General features: G+C 70.1%; 17 protein-coding genes, 1 tRNA gene and 1 riboswitch. Of the genes, 6 read left to right on the top strand and 12 right to left on the bottom strand.

All coding sequences use genetic code 11. The annotated features are described in order from the left end of the window. Positions 1-150: 150 nt before the first annotated feature. From panD to QZX79_RS03310, 4 genes are all read right to left on the bottom strand, one after another. Complete coding sequence (gene panD / locus QZX79_RS03325; protein ID WP_294564605.1) at positions 151-576, bottom strand: aspartate 1-decarboxylase; 426 nt, start codon at positions 574-576, stop codon at positions 151-153. A gap of 96 nt (positions 577-672) precedes the next feature. Beyond that, positions 673-743 (bottom strand) — tRNA-Gly (locus tag QZX79_RS03320). 159 nt (positions 744-902) lie between these two features. After that, a complete protein-coding gene (locus QZX79_RS03315) occupies positions 903-1,181 on the bottom strand; it encodes a protealysin inhibitor emfourin (protein ID WP_294564602.1) in 279 nt (92 codons plus the stop codon). Beyond that, positions 1,178-2,224, bottom strand: a complete 1,047-nt coding sequence (locus QZX79_RS03310) for a M4 family metallopeptidase (protein WP_294564599.1) — start codon at positions 2,222-2,224, stop codon at positions 1,178-1,180. Before QZX79_RS03310 ends, QZX79_RS03315 begins: the two co-directional genes overlap by 4 nt. Positions 2,225-2,342: 118 nt before the next feature. On the opposite strand from QZX79_RS03310, the gene QZX79_RS03305 reads away from it, so the two are divergent. From QZX79_RS03305 to QZX79_RS03295, 3 genes are all read left to right on the top strand, one after another. Continuing rightward, the gene (locus QZX79_RS03305) at positions 2,343-3,197 is read left to right on the top strand and encodes a tryptophan 2,3-dioxygenase (RefSeq protein ID WP_294564596.1); all 855 of its coding nucleotides are present in this window, start codon (positions 2,343-2,345) and stop codon (positions 3,195-3,197) included. A gap of 18 nt (positions 3,198-3,215) precedes the next feature. Next, positions 3,216-3,791 (top strand): dCTP deaminase, encoded by a 576-nt coding sequence (dcd, locus tag QZX79_RS03300; protein ID WP_120167593.1) that lies wholly within the window; start codon positions 3,216-3,218, stop codon positions 3,789-3,791. 738 nt (positions 3,792-4,529) lie between these two features. Beyond that, positions 4,530-5,141: a hypothetical protein gene (locus QZX79_RS03295; protein WP_294564581.1), complete on the top strand. Its 612-nt coding sequence runs from the start codon at positions 4,530-4,532 to the stop codon at positions 5,139-5,141. Positions 5,142-5,489: 348 nt separating this feature from the next. Here the strand turns inward: QZX79_RS03295 and QZX79_RS03290 are convergent, their stop codons facing one another. Together QZX79_RS03290 and QZX79_RS03285 are read right to left on the bottom strand one after the other, a co-directional pair. Next, positions 5,490-6,854 carry an MFS transporter gene (locus QZX79_RS03290; RefSeq protein ID WP_294564661.1) on the bottom strand — a complete coding sequence of 455 codons (1,365 nt, stop codon included), beginning with the start codon at positions 6,852-6,854 and terminating at the stop codon, positions 5,490-5,492. A gap of 101 nt (positions 6,855-6,955) precedes the next feature. After that, positions 6,956-7,216 carry a DUF4235 domain-containing protein gene (locus tag QZX79_RS03285; RefSeq protein WP_120167599.1) on the bottom strand — a complete coding sequence of 87 codons (261 nt, stop codon included), beginning with the start codon at positions 7,214-7,216 and terminating at the stop codon, positions 6,956-6,958. Positions 7,217-7,335: 119 nt separating this feature from the next. Then, a riboswitch (TPP riboswitch) is annotated at positions 7,336-7,468 on the top strand. A gap of 66 nt (positions 7,469-7,534) precedes the next feature. Here QZX79_RS03285 and QZX79_RS03280 point away from each other — a divergent pair. Genes QZX79_RS03280 through QZX79_RS03270 form a run of 3 tightly spaced genes read left to right on the top strand, consistent with a single transcriptional unit; the run spans position 7,535 to position 10,433 of the window. Beyond that, entirely contained in the window at positions 7,535-8,149 is a 615-nt protein-coding gene (locus QZX79_RS03280; RefSeq protein ID WP_294564576.1) for an ECF transporter S component, read from the top strand. Further along, positions 8,146-9,639 (top strand): ABC transporter ATP-binding protein, encoded by a 1,494-nt coding sequence (locus QZX79_RS03275; RefSeq protein WP_294564574.1) that lies wholly within the window; start codon positions 8,146-8,148, stop codon positions 9,637-9,639. Before QZX79_RS03280 ends, QZX79_RS03275 begins: the two co-directional genes overlap by 4 nt. After that, positions 9,636-10,433: an energy-coupling factor transporter transmembrane protein EcfT gene (locus QZX79_RS03270; protein WP_294564572.1), complete on the top strand. Its 798-nt coding sequence runs from the start codon at positions 9,636-9,638 to the stop codon at positions 10,431-10,433. Before QZX79_RS03275 ends, QZX79_RS03270 begins: the two co-directional genes overlap by 4 nt. Before the next feature lie 54 nt (positions 10,434-10,487). Here the strand turns inward: QZX79_RS03270 and QZX79_RS03265 are convergent, their stop codons facing one another. From QZX79_RS03265 to QZX79_RS03240, 6 genes are all read right to left on the bottom strand, one after another. Then, positions 10,488-11,030, bottom strand: coding sequence for a hypothetical protein (locus QZX79_RS03265; RefSeq protein ID WP_294564570.1), 543 nt, complete (start codon positions 11,028-11,030; stop codon positions 10,488-10,490). A gap of 8 nt (positions 11,031-11,038) precedes the next feature. Further along, a complete protein-coding gene (locus QZX79_RS03260) occupies positions 11,039-11,914 on the bottom strand; it encodes an aminodeoxychorismate lyase (RefSeq protein WP_294564568.1) in 876 nt (291 codons plus the stop codon). Positions 11,915-11,942: 28 nt separating this feature from the next. Further along, positions 11,943-14,003, bottom strand: coding sequence for an aminodeoxychorismate synthase component I (gene pabB / locus QZX79_RS03255; protein WP_294564565.1), 2,061 nt, complete (start codon positions 14,001-14,003; stop codon positions 11,943-11,945). A gap of 66 nt (positions 14,004-14,069) precedes the next feature. Then, positions 14,070-14,687, bottom strand: coding sequence for a LysE family transporter (locus QZX79_RS03250; RefSeq protein WP_294564562.1), 618 nt, complete (start codon positions 14,685-14,687; stop codon positions 14,070-14,072). A 51-nt stretch (positions 14,688-14,738) separates the two neighbouring features. Further along, the gene (locus QZX79_RS03245) at positions 14,739-15,536 is read right to left on the bottom strand and encodes a methyltransferase domain-containing protein (RefSeq protein ID WP_294564559.1); all 798 of its coding nucleotides are present in this window, start codon (positions 15,534-15,536) and stop codon (positions 14,739-14,741) included. Next, positions 15,533-16,030 carry a MarR family winged helix-turn-helix transcriptional regulator gene (locus tag QZX79_RS03240; protein ID WP_294564556.1) on the bottom strand — a complete coding sequence of 166 codons (498 nt, stop codon included), beginning with the start codon at positions 16,028-16,030 and terminating at the stop codon, positions 15,533-15,535. The genes QZX79_RS03245 and QZX79_RS03240 overlap by 4 nt, the downstream gene beginning before the upstream one ends. Positions 16,031-16,091 lie beyond the last annotated feature (61 nt).

The raw sequence follows: 16,091 nt of genomic DNA, 5'->3' as shown, positions 1-16,091 counted from the left end.
CCATAAGCCCAGAGCGCGGAATGCGCTAGACAGGAGGCTTACTAATCAGATGCAGGTGTGGCGGATGTGCCGGGAGAGGCAGAAGGCGTTTATCCACGACGGACGCATGACGGAGGCCGGTTTGAGGGTGGCCGGCCGGTGCCTGCGGGCTTAGCGGGCCGCGGCGTCCACGGCGTGCGGCGGGCGCTGCAGGTCCGCGGTCACGGCCTCGGCAGGGTCGGTGCCCTGCTGGAGGATCCGGTTGCCGGCGTCCACGTGGACCACCGACGGGACGTAGGCCCGGGCTTCCTCGTCCGTCATTGACGCGTAGGTGATGAGGATGACCAGGTCGCCGCGGTGAACCAGGTGGGCCGCGGCCCCGTTGATGCCGATTACTCCGGAACCGCGCTCGCCGGCGATGGTGTAGGTCTCAAGGCGTGCACCGTTGGTGATGTCGACGATCGACACGAGCTCGCCGGGGAGGATATCGGCGGCATCGAGGAGATCGAGGTCGACGGTGACCGAGCCGACGTAGTGGAGGTCGGCGTGGGTCACCGTGGCCCGGTGGATCTTGGATTTAAACATTGTCCGGTTCATCAGGATCAAGGATACTGCCGCCGGTGAGGCGGAAAGGACGGGATCGCTCACAGCGCACAGGGCCCGGGCCGCGGAGAGCCGCGGCCGGGGAAAGTGAGCGGGCGACGGGAATCGAACCCGCGTATCGAGCTTGGGAAGCTAGCGCTCTACCATTGAGCTACGCCCGCACTGCGGTTGAACCGCTCCATAACCCTACAACATTTCGGCCGGGCGGGCCGCGACCGCCGCACTACGGCGCGGCAGGGACGGTTCCGGCGGGGGATCGGGCGCTGCCCGAGCCTGCGCCGGGTGGTGCCTGCGCCGGGGCGGGCCTGCCGTCAGCGCGGTCAGCCGGTCGACCCGCGCCGGGCGCGTTCGATCAGTTCCTTCCACGGCTCGTCGAGCCGGCTCTCCGGCAGGGTCACCTCCTGGTAGCCGATCACGATGTGATAGACGTAACGGTCGCGCTGGTCCCGCTCCCGCCGGGATTCCTCCTCCTGGGGCGCTTCCGCCGCCCGGTCCGCCAGCGGAAGCCACCTCTCCTCGGCCTCGGCGGGGCTCACCTCAAGGCTCCAGGTCCGGGTCATGCCGGCGAAGCCCCCCGACCGGGAGATTTCGACCCTCACCCGGTCACCTCGACCTTCGCCCACGCCTGCCTCACCGCTTCGTGCTCCGCCGAGTCCTGCCCGAACCGGGCTCGAGCAGCCTCCTGCGTCACGTCGGCGAAGAGGCGGAATCCGCTGTTGGCCTGGATGCCGCCGCCGACCGCGGCGTCGAACCAGATCCTGCCCGCCCGCTCCCAGGCATAGCCGCCCAGGTGCAGCGCCGTGAGGTAGAAGGCATGGTTGGGGATGCCGGAGTTGATGTGGACGCCGCCGTTGTCGGAGGTGGTGATCACGAAGTCCGACATGGTCGCGGGCTGGGGATCCCGGCCCAGCACATCGTCGTCGTAGGCGGTTCCCGGGGCGGCCAGCGACCGCAGGGCCCGGCCCTGCACCTGATCGGTGAACACTCCCTCGCCCACGAGCCAGCTGGCCTGGTCAACAGTCTGCCCGAGGTGGTGCTGTTCGACGAGCACGCCGAAGACGTCCGAGAGGGATTCGTTGAGCGCACCCGACTGACCCTCGTAGACCAGATTGGTCGAATACTGGGTGAAACCGTGGGTCAGTTCATGGCTGATCACAGTCAGGGACCGGGTGAAACGGCCGAAGACATCGCCGTCGCCGTCGCCGAACACCATGCGTTCGCCGTCCCAGAACGCGTTGTCGTACAGCTCCCCGTAGTGCACGGTCGCCGCGAGTGGCAGGCCGGCGCCGTCGATGGACGCCCTTCCGTACACCTGGCGGAAGAGGGCATCGGTGGCGCCCAGGCCGTCGTAGGCCTCATCGGTGGCCGCATCCCCGGTCGCGGCGTCGCCCTCGCCCCGGACCAGCGTGCCGGGCAGGATTTCCTGCCCTCCGGCGTCGGAGATCCTCCGCTCCAGCGGCCGGCCCACCGCGGTGCGTGGCGGCACCGGCGCCGCGAAGGCCTCCTCCCGGCCGGCCAGCAGGGGGTCGAGCTGCACGAGGGCCCTGCGGGCGGCCCGGGCCGCCACCGCATGCCGGGGGTCATCCACCGCCGCCAGATGGGCCAGCAGGTGGGGCGGGACGATGCTGCAGTGCGGGTGCATGGGCCTCCTCGGTTGGTCCCAACCTAAACCCCGGCACCGACACCCATCAATGACCCGCCGCCGCGACACCCGCTGCCGTGGCGGTGGACCCCGGTGGAGCTGGTCGTACTGTTGAGCCATGAGTGTCGAGAAGAACACCCGCAGCCTCGAGGCCGGGATCGAACGGGATTTTGCGGACAAGATGAGCTACGGCTCCTACCTGCGCCTTGACCTGCTGCTCGCCGCGCAGCAGCCGGTCAGCCGGCCCGAGCACCACGACGAAATGCTCTTCATCATCCAGCACCAGACCTCGGAACTGTGGCTAAAGCTCGTTCTTCACGAACTCGGCGGGGTCCGCCGGTTCCTGCGCGCCGACGACCTGCGCGCCGCCATGAAGGGCATCGCCCGGATCAAGCACATCCAGCGCTCGCTCACCGAACAGTGGTCGGTGCTGGCCACCCTCACGCCGTCGGAGTATGCCGAATTCCGTGGCGACCTCGGCTCGGCGAGCGGTTTCCAGTCCTACCAGTACCGGGCGGTGGAGTTCCTGCTCGGCAACAAGAACGAGGCGATGCTGGCGGTATTCGCCGACGACGAGGCCGCGCACTCACTGCTCTCGGGCCTGCTTACCGAAAGCAGCATCTACGACGAGTTCATCGCCTACCTCGCCCGGCGCGGCTACGCGGTCCCCGAGGAGCTGCTGAACCGCGACGTGAGCACCGCGCACGTCTTCACCCCCGCGCTCGTCCAGGTGTACAAGGAGGTGTACGAGAACGCCGCGGCCAACTGGGATGTCTACGAGGCCTGCGAGGAGCTCGTCGACCTTGAGGACAATTTCCAGCTGTGGCGGTTCCGGCACCTGAAGACCGTTGCCCGCACCATCGGCTTCAAGCAGGGCACCGGCGGCTCTTCCGGCGTCGGCTTCCTGCAGCGGGCGCTCGAGCTGACCTTCTTCCCGGAGCTGTTCGCCGTGCGCACCGAGATCGGCCGCTGACTCCTGTAGTTTTGTAGCGTGCTGTTCTCTGACCGTGATATCCGTGCCGAAATTTCCGCCTCCCGCATCGAGCTGGATCCCTACGACCCGGCGATGGTCCAGCCGTCCAGCGTCGACGTGCGGATCGATCGGTACTTCCGGTTGTTCGACAACCACAAGTACGCCCACATCGACCCGGCCGAGGACCAGCCGGACCTGACCAGGCTCGTCGAGGTGGCCCCGGATGAGCCGTTCATCCTCCACCCGGGGGAGTTCGTGCTGGGGTCGACCTACGAAGCGGTGACCCTGCCCGACGACGTCGCGGCGCGGCTCGAGGGCAAGTCCTCACTGGGGCGCCTGGGCCTGCTCACCCACTCCACCGCCGGGTTCATCGATCCGGGGTTCTCCGGCCATGTCACCCTTGAGCTCTCCAATATGGCGACCCTGCCGATCAAGCTCTGGCCGGGCTCGAAGATCGGCCAGCTGTGCTTCTTCCGGCTGACCTCGCCGGCGGAGCACGCGTACGGTTCGGGCGAGTACGGCAACCGGTATCAGGGCCAGCGCGGCCCCACCGCCTCCCGCAGCCACCTGAACTTCCACAGGACCTCGATCTAGGTCCCGCGCTCCAAGCGCCGGTGTGCACCCCCGAGCGCCGAGTGTGCCCTCCATGCGCCGAGTGCGCAGATAACCACCTTCCGGGGCGCGTGAAGCGTGGTGATCTGCAGTTTCGCCAGAGGCTCGCGTGGCCGGCTTCGCCCTCTATGCGCCGAGTGTGCAGCTAACCACCTTCCGGGGCGCGTGAAGCGTGGTGATCTGCAGTTTCGGTGGTGAGCACGGGCGTTTGGCGAGTCTGGCGCGCAGGTCCAATCGGCGAGTGTGCAGCTAACCACCTTTCGGGGCGCGTGAAGCGTGGTGATCTGCAGTTTCGGTGGATGACGGGCGGTGGTGCTCCTGCCCCTCATCCACATAGAGCGGATCCGACGCCAATGGCCCGGGCATCTTCCCGACACTGGCCGCATGCGCTCTCCACAACCCCTGCCGCGGGCCCTCGCCGGCCGTTCCTTCACCCTTGAGGAGGCGAGGTTTACCGGTGTTTCCCGACGGCGGACGGAATCGTCTGATCTCACGACGCCGAGCCGGGGAATACGGGTGCCGTGGGGCGCAGCACAGGCGCTCGCCGACTCCTTGCGCCCGCTGCTTAGAGTGACCCCGGGGGCGGTTGTTGGTTTCTCGACGGCCGCAAGCCTGTGGGCGATCCCCCTGCCGGGTGACCTTGGGCCCGGTTTTGCCGTGCATCTCATCTGTCCGCACGGGACGTCGGCCCCTCGCCGCAAGGGCGTGCGGGGCCATTCGATGAAGCTTCCGCCGACGGAGACGACAACCCTCGATGGTATTCCGGTCACCACCCCGGCGCGGACCTGGTTCGACCTTGCACAGCTCATCTCAGTCGATGCCCTGGTGGCGGCCGGGGATCACGTAGTGAACCGAAACCACAGGATTTTCGCGGAAAAGCGGGAGGCCTTGGCATCGGTCGAGGAGCTGTCGCAGATGCTGACGACCCACCTCCGGTCACGGGGAGTGCGCACTGCGCGGGAGGCATTGCCGCTGGTCCGCGTGGGATGTGATTCGGCATCAGAGACAATGCTCCGTCTCGCCCTCGTCCGGGCGGGTCTCCCAGAACCCGTGCTGGGGTGGGTCATCACCGACGAAGCCGGCGGTCACGTCGTATGGCCAGATCTCGCGTACCCGAGTTACAAGGTCGCCATCCAGTACGACGGCGTACACCACTTCGAGCGGGGGCGGCAGGAGCTGGACATTGCGCGCAATGAAGCAACCGTGCGCGCGGGATGGACACAGGTCATCATCACCGCTCGCTTCATGGACGCGTTCGGTTCAGCAGCGGCAGTGGTGAAGGTGCGGGATGCCCTGATGCGGAACGGCTGGGACGGCCGCTCAGACGGGTAAGCCAAGATCCACGGCGGCCATTCGATGGGCGCGCGCGGCGCTGTCGCCGCCGTCCTTCTCGGTTGATTCGGCAGATCACCACGTCATGGGCGCTTCAATGCGTGGTGTGCTGCAGTTTCGGCGGAGGGGTGTGCCGCGGAAGGTGGTGTGCTGCTGTTTCGCGGAGATGGAGTGGTACAGGGCCGGGGTCATTGTCGTTGAAACCGCAGATCACCACGTTATGGGCGCTTCAAAGCGTGGTGTGCTGCAATTTCGGCGAAGGAGCGTGCCACGGAAGGCGCTGGGGTGCTGTTTCGGCCGGTCTAGGGGGCGGAAGGAGCGGCGAGCGAAGGTTCCGGGCCGGGCGCCTCAGGCCGCCGGGACGACGGCCGGAGCCACCTGTGCCGGAGGCTTCACCGGCAGCAGCAGGAGCAGCCCCGCCAGCAGCACGACCAGGATCCCCAGGATGCCGTACCGCTGCGCGCCGAAGATACCGATCGACAGGGCGAACAGGGTCGGGGCGAGGAAACTGACGGCGCGCCCGGTGGTGGCGTACAGCCCGAACAGTTCGCCCTCGCCTCCCTCCGGGGCCAGCCGGGCCAGGTACGCCCGCGAGGACGCCTGGGCGGGACCGACGAACAGGGTCAGCAGAAGGCCGAACACCCAGAAGGTGGTGGAGCCCGTCCATTCCATGCCGAAGAAGGAATACCTCTCGGCGCCGAGGATCAGGACCGCCGAGCCTGCGACCAGCAGGCCAATCAGCGAGGCCGCGATCACCCGCTTGGGCCCGACCCGGTCATCGAAGTACCCGCCGACGACGGCGCCCAGCGCAGCGATCACGTTGCCGGCGATGGCGAAGACAATCACCTGGCTCAGCTCGAAGCCAAAGGTGCCGGCCGCGATGATGCCGCCGAAGGTGAAGACGGCGGCCAGGCCGTCGCGGAAGACCGCGCTGGCCAGCAGGAAGAAAATGGTGTGAGGGCTGGTCCGGTAGATGGCCTTCACCCGGCGGATCAGGAGCCCGTAGGAGGCGAAGAAGCCGAGCTGCGCCGCTTTCGGCTGCCGGGGCACCTCGGGCACTGCGAACATGACGGGCAGGGCGAAGGCGAGGAACCACAGGGCGGAGAAGACCGCCACCAGGCGGATGTTCAGCGCCTCCTCGGTCGAGGACCCGGCCCAGTCCACCACCGGCTGGACGAAGGCCACGAGGACGATGACCAGGGCGATGATGCCGCCCACGTACCCCATGGCCCAGCCGAAGCCGCTGATCCGGCCGACGCTTGACGGAGTGGAGATCTGGGAGAGCATGGCGTTGTAGTTCACGCCGGCGAACTCGAAGAAGATATTCGCGGCGGCGATCAGGGCCACGCCGAGGAGCAGCAGTTCGGGCCGGGGGAAGACGAAGAAGCACAGCCCGGTGAGCAGGGCCACGGTCAGGCTGTTCACACCCAGCCAGAGCTTCCGGCGGCCCCCGTTGTCCGACCGCTGGCCGGTGACCGGCGCGAGGAGGGCGATCAGCAGGCCGGCGGCGGCGAGGCCCCAGCCCAGGGTCGAGGAGGCGCGTTCCTCCCCGCCGAATGCGTCGGAGGTGAGGTACACGGTGAACACGAACGTGGTCATCACCGCGTTGAAGGCCGCCGACCCCCAGTCCCACGAAGCCCAGGACAGGACCTGCCGCGAGAGAATGGGGGTGGGCCGGGTCGACGGCGCCGGAGCAGCACTCTTCGCGGGCATCGGCAGCTGCTGGTCCTTGGTCATAGGGTGAATGCTACCGGCGCCCCGACCCGCCGCCCGGGCGGCGCGTTGGGCGCGTTTCGGCGCCGTTCAGCGACGGCTCAGGTGAGGTCGCGGGTCTTCTCGAACCGCTCGATCGCCCTCTGCATGCCGCGGTTGGTGAACACCTGGATGGTGGTCCGGATCGCACCGGAGATCAGGGCGAAAGCCAGCGCGGACCGGACCGTGTTCTCAAGTCCCTCGGTGCCCTTGGGCGAGGCCTCCCCGGTGATCTTCTCCCACAGGAAGTCGACTAGCTTGCTGGCAACAATCCCAGCGCCGAGGCCCATTCCGGTACCGAGCAGCTTAATCAGCAGGTGCATTGGATCTCCTTCGGTTGACTGAATCTCAAACAAGCCTAGCGGTGCCGGGCCCGGGCGGCACCGCGGCGGAGAACCGCACGGGCGCCGCCGCCGGGACCAGGTGTAGACTCGGTCGCGCAAACATACGACAGGGGAGCGCCGACCGGACGCAGCAGGGCTGCCGACGGAACCGGGCGCTGAGAGTGCGGACCACCGCAGACCCTCGAACCTGATCCGGTTAGTACCGGCGAAGGGAGTCGAGTTCTCAGGGCGAACGCCACCGGCACGCGTGCCGTGGGCGGGGTGCCCTCCCCTCCTGTACCTCAGGAGGATTCCACCATGGCTCTCACCAAAGCCACCCCCCGCACGGGCACGTCCCCGCGCCGCTTCCAATGGCGCGTCGTCGACATCGTCGTCGCGTCGGTCCTCGCCGTCGCCGTCGGCGTCATTTTCTTCGCCTGGTCCGCCGGCTACAGCGGCGTCCAACTGCTGACCGGCGCGTTCCCGCCGCTGCTGGGCCTCTACACCGGCGGCTGGCTGATCGCCGGGGTGCTCGGCGGCCTGATCATCCGCAAGCCGGGCGCCGCCATCTACTGCGAGGTCCTCGCCGCCGCCGTTTCGGCCCTGCTCGGCACCCAGTTCGGCTTGTTGGTGCTGCTGTCGGGCTTTATCCAGGGCCTCGGGGCGGAACTGGTGTTCCTGCTCTTCCTGTACCGGAAGTGGAACGTTGGGGTCGCGCTGCTGGCCGGGCTCGGAGCCGGCATCTCCCTGGCCGTGAGCGAGAACATTCTCTACAACGCCCTCTGGTCCGTTGAGTATCAGCTGCTGTACGTGCTGTTCGCCTCGGTCTCGGGCGTTCTCATTGCCGGGCTGCTGTCCTGGCTTGCCGTGCGCGGGCTGGCGAAGACCGGGGTGCTCTCCTCCTTCGCCGCCGGACGCACGGCGGACCGGTGACCGCGGGCTCCACCCGCCCGGTTGCCGCCACCGCCGAGGGGTGGGGGTGGCGGCACGCCGGGCGGCCGGGCTTCGCGGTGCGGGGCGTCGACCTGCACATCGAACCCGGCGAGCGGGTGCTGCTGCTGGGCGCTTCGGGCTCGGGCAAGTCGACCCTGCTCTCCGCGCTCGCCGGCGTCCTGGGCGACGCCGAGGAGGGCGAGCAGGAGGGCAGGATCCTGCTCGACGGCGAACCCCCCGCGGCCCGCCGCGGCCGGGCCGGGCTCGTGCTGCAGGACCCGGACTCCCAGATCGTGCTCGCCCGGGTCGGCGACGAGGTGGCCTTCGGGGCCGAGAACCTTTCGGTGCCGCGCCCGGAGATCTGGCGGCGCGTCCGGGAGTCCCTCGACGACGTCGGCCTCGACGTTCCGCTCGACCGCTCCACCTCCGCGCTCTCCGGCGGCCAGAAACAGCGGCTCGCCCTCGCGGCGGTGCTTGCCATGCGCCCGGGGCTGCTGCTGCTCGACGAGCCGACGGCCAACCTGGACCCGCAGGGCGTCATCGAGGTGCGCGACGCGGTGGTGCGCACCCTCGACCGGACGAACGCGACCCTCGTCGTCGTCGAACACCGGGTGGCGGTATGGGCCGACGTCGTCGACCGGGTTGTGGTCCTCGGCGCGGGCGGGGGCATCCTCGCCGACGGCCCGCCCGCAGCGGTGCTGGGAGACCCGGCCACCCGTTCGGTGCTCGCCGGGGCCGGGGTGTGGATTCCCGGCTGGCGTCCGCCGCTGGCGGAGGCACCGGGAACCCGGACGCCGGGACCGGAACTGCTGGCCGCCGGCGGGCTCTCCGTGGCGCGCACCGGGCGGGCCCCGGCCGTCCTTGAGGGCGTCGAGCTGTCCCTGCCGGAGGGCTCGGTGCTCAGCATTGTCGGGGCGAACGGGTCGGGCAAGTCGACGCTGGCGCTGACCCTCGCCGGCCTGCTGCGCGCCCGCGCTGGAACCGTCACGGCCGCCGACACACTGGCCCGCGGCGCCGGGGCGGACCCGGCGCGGTGGAAGTCCGCCCAGCTGGTACAGCGCATCGGTTCCGTCTTCCAGGACCCCGAGCACCAGTTCCTCACGGGCACCGTCGCGCAGGAGCTGGAGTTCGGGCCGCGTTCGGCCCGGATCCCCGCCGCCGAGTACGGTCCCCGGATCGAGGCCCTGGCCGAGCGGCTGCGGCTGACCCACCTGCTGCACGCCAACCCGTTCACGCTCTCCGGCGGGGAGAAACGGAGGCTGTCGGTGGCGACCGTGCTCGCCACCCGGCCCGCTGTCCTGGTGCTCGATGAGCCGACCTTCGGCCAGGACGCCGGAACCTGGGCCGAACTCGTGGGCCTGCTGCGCGGGCTCGTCGCGGACGGACGCAGCGTGGTGTCGGTGACCCACGACGATGACTTCACCCGCGCCCTCGGCGGCGGCATCCTCGAAGTGCGGGCCGGCAGCGCCGCCCTGACGGCGGCGGCATGAGCACGGACCTGTCGGCGCCCGTTCTCAGCGGGGCGGTGCTGCTGCGCGCCAACCCGCTCTCGAAGCTGTTCGCCGCGGGAATCGTGACGGTGGCCGTCATGCTCAGCATCGACTGGGTCAGTGCCGCCGTCGTGCTCTCCGGGGAACTGCTGCTGATGCCCCTGCTGGGGATCAGTGCCCGCAGACTTCTGCTGAGGATCTGGCCGCTGGTGGCGGCGGCGGCGGTGGGCGGGTACGGCACGGCGCTGCTGGCCGAGAAGACGGGACGGGTGTTGCTTGACGCCGGGCCCTTCCTCTTCACCGAGGGCTCGGTCGGCGCCGGCATCGCGGTGGCCCTGCGCGGGCTGGCCGTGGCCCTGCCCGGCATCTTCCTCATGATCTCGACCGATCCGACCGACCTCGCCGATGCCCTGGGGCAGAAGCTGCGCCTGCCGCACCGGTTCGTCTTGAGCGCGCTGGCCGCGATGCGGCTCGCCGGTCTGCTGCTCGACCAGTGGCGCACGCTCGGTCTGGCCCGCCACGCCCGCGGCGCCGGACCGGATGGGAGCCCCCTCGCCCGCGTGCGGGACTTCCTGGGGCAGTCATTCGGGCTCCTCGTCCAGGCGATCCGCCGGGCCACCCGGCTGGCCGTGGCCATGGAGGCCCGCGGCTTCGGCGCCGGGCCGCGGACCTGGGCACGGGAGAGCACCTTCAGTGGCGTCGATTTCTGGGTTGCCGCCGCAGGCGCCGCACTCGCCGCGGCCGCGGTGACCGCCGCGGTGGCGGCCGGGACCTGGAACCTCATCCTGTCCTAAGGCGTACCGCAGGCGATCTTCCTCGAGGCGGGCCGGCGGCAGAACCCGCCGACTTCAGCCGTTCAGGGTCCGCTCGGTGAGCAGGTCCAAACTCGCCGGCGATGCAAGCAGTTCGACGCCGCCCCGATTCGTACCCAGCGTGACGGCGTTCCCGCCGGGAAACACCCACCATGAGGCCTCTGCCGTCCGGCCGACGAGCCGGGGCTCCAGGTAAACCTTCACCGGGCCGGCAACGGGCCCGTTGGTACCGGTCTTCGCCTGAAACAACAGCGCGCCCGGCTCTGCCTTCGCGTACCCCGGCGCCCATTTTCCCGTGCGCACCGATCCTTTCTCACGGTGGGCGCATTCGAACAGCCCCCGCTCCGCGTCCAGCGCAGTCCGTTTTCTCCTCGCCGGCCGCAGGAGCACCTCGGCGAGCACGATTGTCGCGAGACTGCCCACAATGACGATGGCCAGGGCAGACCAGAGTCCGGCCGATTCCCGCAGGGGCGAAAACGCCGATACCGAAAGGACGATCGGGATGCAGAGGGGGGCGCCGGCGTCCGCCAGTTTCTCGGGCCACCCTTTGGGCGCGGGATCCAGGTCCTGGTGTCCCACACCCACGGTCAGAGGAACCGGTCGACGAGCGCGGCGAGTTCCGCCGTGAGTTCCGGCGCCGTGGGGATGGCCGCACCGTCGATCGCCGTCACCGGCGTCAGCAGCCGGATGCTCGAGATCAGCCAGACGGCGTCGGCCTCCAGCAGGTCCTTGGGCTCCAGCGGGCCGTAGCCGAGCTGCCAGCCGGCCTCAGCGGCCGCCTTGAACAGTGCGCCCTGGGAGGTCCCGGGCAGGATTCCGCTCTCAAGCTGGGGCGTCACGAGCGTCTTGACGCCGTCGCGGTGGCGGGCGGTCAGCACGGTGGAGGTAGGTCCCTCAAGGACTTTCCCGTCGGAGGAGGTGAAGATGACGTCGTCGGCGCCGTGTTCCTTCGCGTGGCGGATGGCGGCCATGTTCACCGCGTAGGAGAGGGTCTTGGCACCCAGCAGCAGCCAGGGTGCCCGCTGGGCGACGGTGCTGTCGTAGCCGCGGTCGAGCAGCAGCACCGAAACGCCGGTCTCCCGCTGCCGGCGCGTGGCGGCGGGGACGGGGGAGACCGCGACCCAGGCCGTGGGCCCCGCGCCCTCGACCCCGCGGGTGGCGATCAGCTTCACCACGGCCTCGGGCTGGCCGGGGGTTGAGGCGGCGTACTCGGTGAGCGCGGTGCGGATGGCCCGGCCCCACGCTTCCGCGTCAGGAATCTCCAGGCGCAGGGCCGCCGCCGACGACGCCAGCCGTGCCAGGTGGGCCCGTTCCTTGCGGACGCCTCCGTCGACGGCGAGCAGGGATTCGAAGACGCCGTCGCCGCGGGTGGCACCCTGGTCGGTGGCCATGAGCTGGGGCTGGGACGCATCGACCACGCGGCCGTGCTCGAAGGCTGAATCAAGGAACACCAGAACTGTCATGCCGCCAGCATAACGACCGCGACCGGCCTCAGTCGGGGAAGCGCGACCCGAGGGCCGACAGCACGCCGAAGGCCTTGGTGCGCACTTCCTCCCATTCCTCCTCCGGCACGGAGTCGGCGGTGATCGCCCCGCCGACGCCGAGCGAGACCCGGGTGGCCCCGCCGTCGTCCTCGAGGACCAGGGTGCGGATGACGACGGCGAGGTCGGCCGCGCCGGTCAGGGAGAAGTAGCCGGCCGCCCCGGAATAGGCGCCCCGCGGAGCCTCCTCGAGGCGGTCGAGCAGGGCCATGGTGCTGATCTTCGGCGCCCCGGTCATCGATCCGGCGGGGAAGGCCGCCGAGACGGCCTCCGCCCGTGAGGATCCCGGCCGCAGCCGGGCGTCGATGGTGCTGACCATCTGGTGCACGGTGGCGTAGCTTTCGATGGCACACAGCCGGCTGACCGTCACGGAGCCCGGGACGGCGAAGTGCGAGAGGTCGTTGCGCAGCAGGTCAACGATCATGATGTTCTCCGCGCGGTCCTTCAGCGACGCCCCGAGGTCCCGCCGGAGGGCCTCGTCCTCCACCGGGTCGGCGGAGCGGCGCCGGGTGCCCTTGATGGGCTCGGCACGCAGGAACCCGTCGGCGTCGAGCCGCAGGAACCGCTCGGGGGAGGTGCTGGCGAGCGCGGCGCCGGGGAAGCGCATCAGGTGGGCGAAGGGCGCGGGGTTGGCTTCCCGCAGCGCCAGGTACAGCGGCAGCGGGTCGACGGCGCCCTCGAGCCTGGCCTCCAGCGCCGTGGTCAGGCAGACCTCGTAGGTGTTGCCCTCCCCGATCTCCGCCTGCGATTCCTTGATCTTGCCGAGGTACCCGGCCCGGCTGTCGCGGGCGGTGAAGACGGGGGCCGGTCCGGCCGGCGCGGGGTTCCGGGTGATGCGGCTTCCCGGCGCCGGGGCGCCGAGCACCGTGGCCCGTGCGGCCTCGAGCCAGCGTCCGCACTCCGGGTCCGCCGTGCCGTCACCGAGGGTGAGCAGGAAGGTGCACCGCTGCTGATGGTCGACGACGACGGCGCGCCCGGCGAAGATCAGGGCCGCGTCGGGAAGCGGAACCGCCGGCAGGGACGCCCCTCCGGTCTCCCGCTTCAGTTCGTAGCCGAGGTAGCCCAGCCAGCCGAGGGCGAAGCCGCACTCATAGCCGGCGGGGGCACGCATGCTGCCGCGGCCCCAGACGCCGTCGAGCCAGCGGAAGAACTGACCGGAGATGCGGGCGGTGACGGCGCCCGCGGTGACCTCGGTGAGGCCGGCGCGGTGGCGGACCGACTGGCCGTACCGGCCGCCGTCGTCGGCCAGGATGGTGAACCGGCTGCGCTCCGGGGCGTTGCTCTCTCCGGCGTCGGAGCTGTCGAGCCACACCGCCGAGGGTGAGGAGCCGTACAGTCCGGCGAACACCTCAGGGGTCGAGGGCTCATGCTCAAGGCGCTCGGCATGGACCCGCAGGCCGCGGCGCCCTGCGCGCTCGGGTGACATGGGGGCGGCCCACCGCGGCAGCCCGGACAGGGCCAGCCGGACCTCGTGCGGGGTGCCCAGGCCGCGGTGGCCCTGGACGATGAGGTCCGCGTTTCCCGCCGGGTCGTCCTGGGCGAGCCAGGCGAGTTCCTGGTCGGCCCAGCGCTGCCAGAACGGAGCGAACGTGTCGCCGTCCCGGGTGAGGGCGCTGGTGCGGCGGACGTCGTCGGGCGCTTCGACCCACAGGGCGGCATCGAGGTAGGGCCGGGCGGCGGCGCAGGAGGCCCCGACGCCCTCCATAATCACAATCTCGGCCGGTTCGGTCCGCCGCAGCGGACCGTCGGTTCCGCGCTCCCAGTCCCAGGCGTGCCAGCTGGCCGTGCCCCCGGCGGCCAGGGGGCGCAGGACCGACTCGACGTAGCGGGCCAAACCTCCGGCGAGTCCGTCCCAGCCGGGATAGATTTCCTCGAGATGGAACAGGCTCACGCGGTGGTGTTCGCGCAGCAGCGCCGCCAGTTCCACGGCCAGGGTGGTCTTGCCCGCGCCGGAACGCCCGTCCACTGCGAGGATGAGGGGGACGCCGGCCCGGCCGGAATAGGCTTCCATAGCTACTTCCACAGGGTGGCGGGGAGCCGGCGGGTGCGGGGCCGGGAGAGGATGACCGCAGGGGTATCAGGCGAAGGCAAGGAGCACCCCCACGGTGACGAAGAGGGAGCCGAAGACCCGGTTGAGGGCCTTCTGCCCGCGGTGGCTGCGCGTGTAGCGCTGGAAGGAGCGTGCCGCGGCTGCATAGAAGAACCACATCACCAGCACGTCGATCGCCACCACTGTTCCCGCCAGCACGCCGTACTGGCCCAGCAGGGGCTTCTCGGGTTCGATGAACTGCGGAATGAACGCCAGGAAGAAGACGACCGCCTTCGGGTTGAGCAGATTCACCCACAGCCCGCGCCGGAACATGGAGAGCGGGCCCTCGAGACGGCGGATGGAGGCGGCTTCCTCGGGCTCCGGTGCCGCCAGGAACTTCCGGACGCCCAGATAGATCAGATAGGCGGCGCCCGAATAGCGGATGATGCTGAAGGCCACCGGGGAGCTGGCGACGAGCAGCCCGACCCCGGCCGCCACAACCAGAATGTGGATCAGGAGTGCGGCCTGCTGGCCGGCGATGCCCCAGATCGCCCGGCGGAAGCCGACGGTGAGCGCGTTGCTCATGGTGTTCACCGCGCCGGCGCCGGGGGTGAAGCTGATAAGGGTGCCGGCGCCCAGGAGCGCGAGCCAGACCGAGGGGTTCACCTGTTCATAGTAATTCCTGGCCGCTGCCGGCCCCGCCTTGCGGCCGTCGGGTCAGGGACGGGCGCGGATCTCCGTGCTCGGCATCAGGAAGGTGGCCTCCGGCGCGCGCCCCCAGGCAAGCCAGCCGGCCGAGATGCGTTCGAGGTCGTCCCGGTCCGCAAGCCCCCGTTCCAGCGCCTGATCGGCGAACGCCGAGTGAAGCACCCGTGCGGCCCAGGACTCCGAGTGCGCCCGGCGGCGTTCGTCCGTGGCGTAGAGCCAGTTCGAGGAGGAAACCTCGATGTCCTGAAACCCGGCGTCCTGCGCCCAGCCGAGCAGGCGGCGCCCGGCATCGGGTTCGGCGCCGTTGCCGCGGGCGATCCGCTGGTAGAGCTCCATCCACTCGTCCAGCTCGGGAAGCCGGGGGTACCAGCTCATGGCGGCGTAGTCTGCGTCGCGCACCGCCACGAACCCGCCGGGGCGGGCGACCCGGCGCATCTCGCGCAGGGCCGCCACCGGATCGGCAAGGTGGTGCAGGACCTGGTGGGCGTGGACCACGTCGAAGCTCTCATCGGGGAAGTCGAGGTCGTAGACGTTCCCGGCCTGGAAGCGCACGTTGGGCAGGTCCGCGGCGAGGTCGGCGGCCTCGGCCACCACCTCCGGCGAGCGGTCGAGGCCCGTCACGGTGCCCGGGGCGACGGCGCGCGCCAGATCGGCGGTGATGCTCCCGGGTCCGCAGCCCACATCGAGCACGTCCATGCCGGGCCGCAGGTGCCCGATCAGGTAGGCGCCGGAATCCGCGAGGGTGCGGGCGGCGTGTGCCTGGGTGACGCTGGGATGGTGGCCGTGGGAGTACACCTCGCTGTTCATGGTCCGAGGGTAGCGCCCGGTCCCGGTCCGGGCAGTCTTCCGGCGTCATTCTTCGCAGTAATCGTCGCCGCCGTGATGCGCTCCAGCATGGTGGCGAGCAGGGCGAGTTCGTCGTCGCTGAACTGGTCGAGCGCCGCCGAGATGTGCTGGGCGAGGGGGGCGAAGAGCCGTGACCCGGCCGCCTGCGCCTTCTCGGTCATCTCCAGGTGCACCTGCCGGCGGTCGATGTCGCTGCGGGCGCGGGTGACGTGCCCGGCGGTGGTGAGCCGGTCGATCAGGGCCGTCGTCGCCGGCGAGCTGAGGTTCAGTTCCTCGCGGAGCCTGCCCGGGGTGACGGTCGTGCCCGATTGGGCCGCCCCGACGAGGATTCCCAGGGCGTGCAGGTCGGTCCGGTGCAGGGCGTCCTTGGTGCTCACCACGTCGACATACCGTTCGGTCTCGGCGGTGAACTGCTGCAGGAGCCTCAGAATGGCCGCGCGGTTGTCCTTGCCCACTGTTACCCCTTCCTTCCCTTTTCCTACTCTAGGCCCCCTCCCCAAATATCTCCATCATGGA

It is taken from the genome of uncultured Arthrobacter sp., from assembly GCF_902805515.1.
Classification (GTDB): domain Bacteria; phylum Actinomycetota; class Actinomycetes; order Actinomycetales; family Micrococcaceae; genus Arthrobacter_D.
This window is presented reverse-complemented; position numbering and strand designations above follow the sequence as displayed.

Excerpts from the sequence above, each read along its gene's own strand:
- panD (WP_294564605.1), bottom strand. The coding sequence starts at position 576 with ATGAACCGGACAATGTTTAAATCCAAGATCCACCGGGCCACGGTGACC.
- QZX79_RS03310 (WP_294564599.1), bottom strand. The coding sequence starts at position 2,224 with ATGCACCCGCACTGCAGCATCGTCCCGCCCCACCTGCTGGCCCATCTG.
- QZX79_RS03305 (WP_294564596.1), top strand. The coding sequence starts at position 2,343 with ATGAGTGTCGAGAAGAACACCCGCAGCCTCGAGGCCGGGATCGAACGG.
- QZX79_RS03295 (WP_294564581.1), top strand. The coding sequence starts at position 4,530 with ATGAAGCTTCCGCCGACGGAGACGACAACCCTCGATGGTATTCCGGTC.
- QZX79_RS03290 (WP_294564661.1), bottom strand. The coding sequence starts at position 6,854 with ATGCCCGCGAAGAGTGCTGCTCCGGCGCCGTCGACCCGGCCCACCCCC.
- QZX79_RS03285 (WP_120167599.1), bottom strand. The coding sequence starts at position 7,216 with ATGCACCTGCTGATTAAGCTGCTCGGTACCGGAATGGGCCTCGGCGCT.
- QZX79_RS03280 (WP_294564576.1), top strand. The coding sequence starts at position 7,535 with ATGGCTCTCACCAAAGCCACCCCCCGCACGGGCACGTCCCCGCGCCGC.
- QZX79_RS03270 (WP_294564572.1), top strand. The coding sequence starts at position 9,636 with ATGAGCACGGACCTGTCGGCGCCCGTTCTCAGCGGGGCGGTGCTGCTG.
- QZX79_RS03260 (WP_294564568.1), bottom strand. The coding sequence starts at position 11,914 with ATGACAGTTCTGGTGTTCCTTGATTCAGCCTTCGAGCACGGCCGCGTG.
- pabB (WP_294564565.1), bottom strand. The coding sequence starts at position 14,003 with ATGGAAGCCTATTCCGGCCGGGCCGGCGTCCCCCTCATCCTCGCAGTG.
- QZX79_RS03245 (WP_294564559.1), bottom strand. The coding sequence starts at position 15,536 with ATGAACAGCGAGGTGTACTCCCACGGCCACCATCCCAGCGTCACCCAG.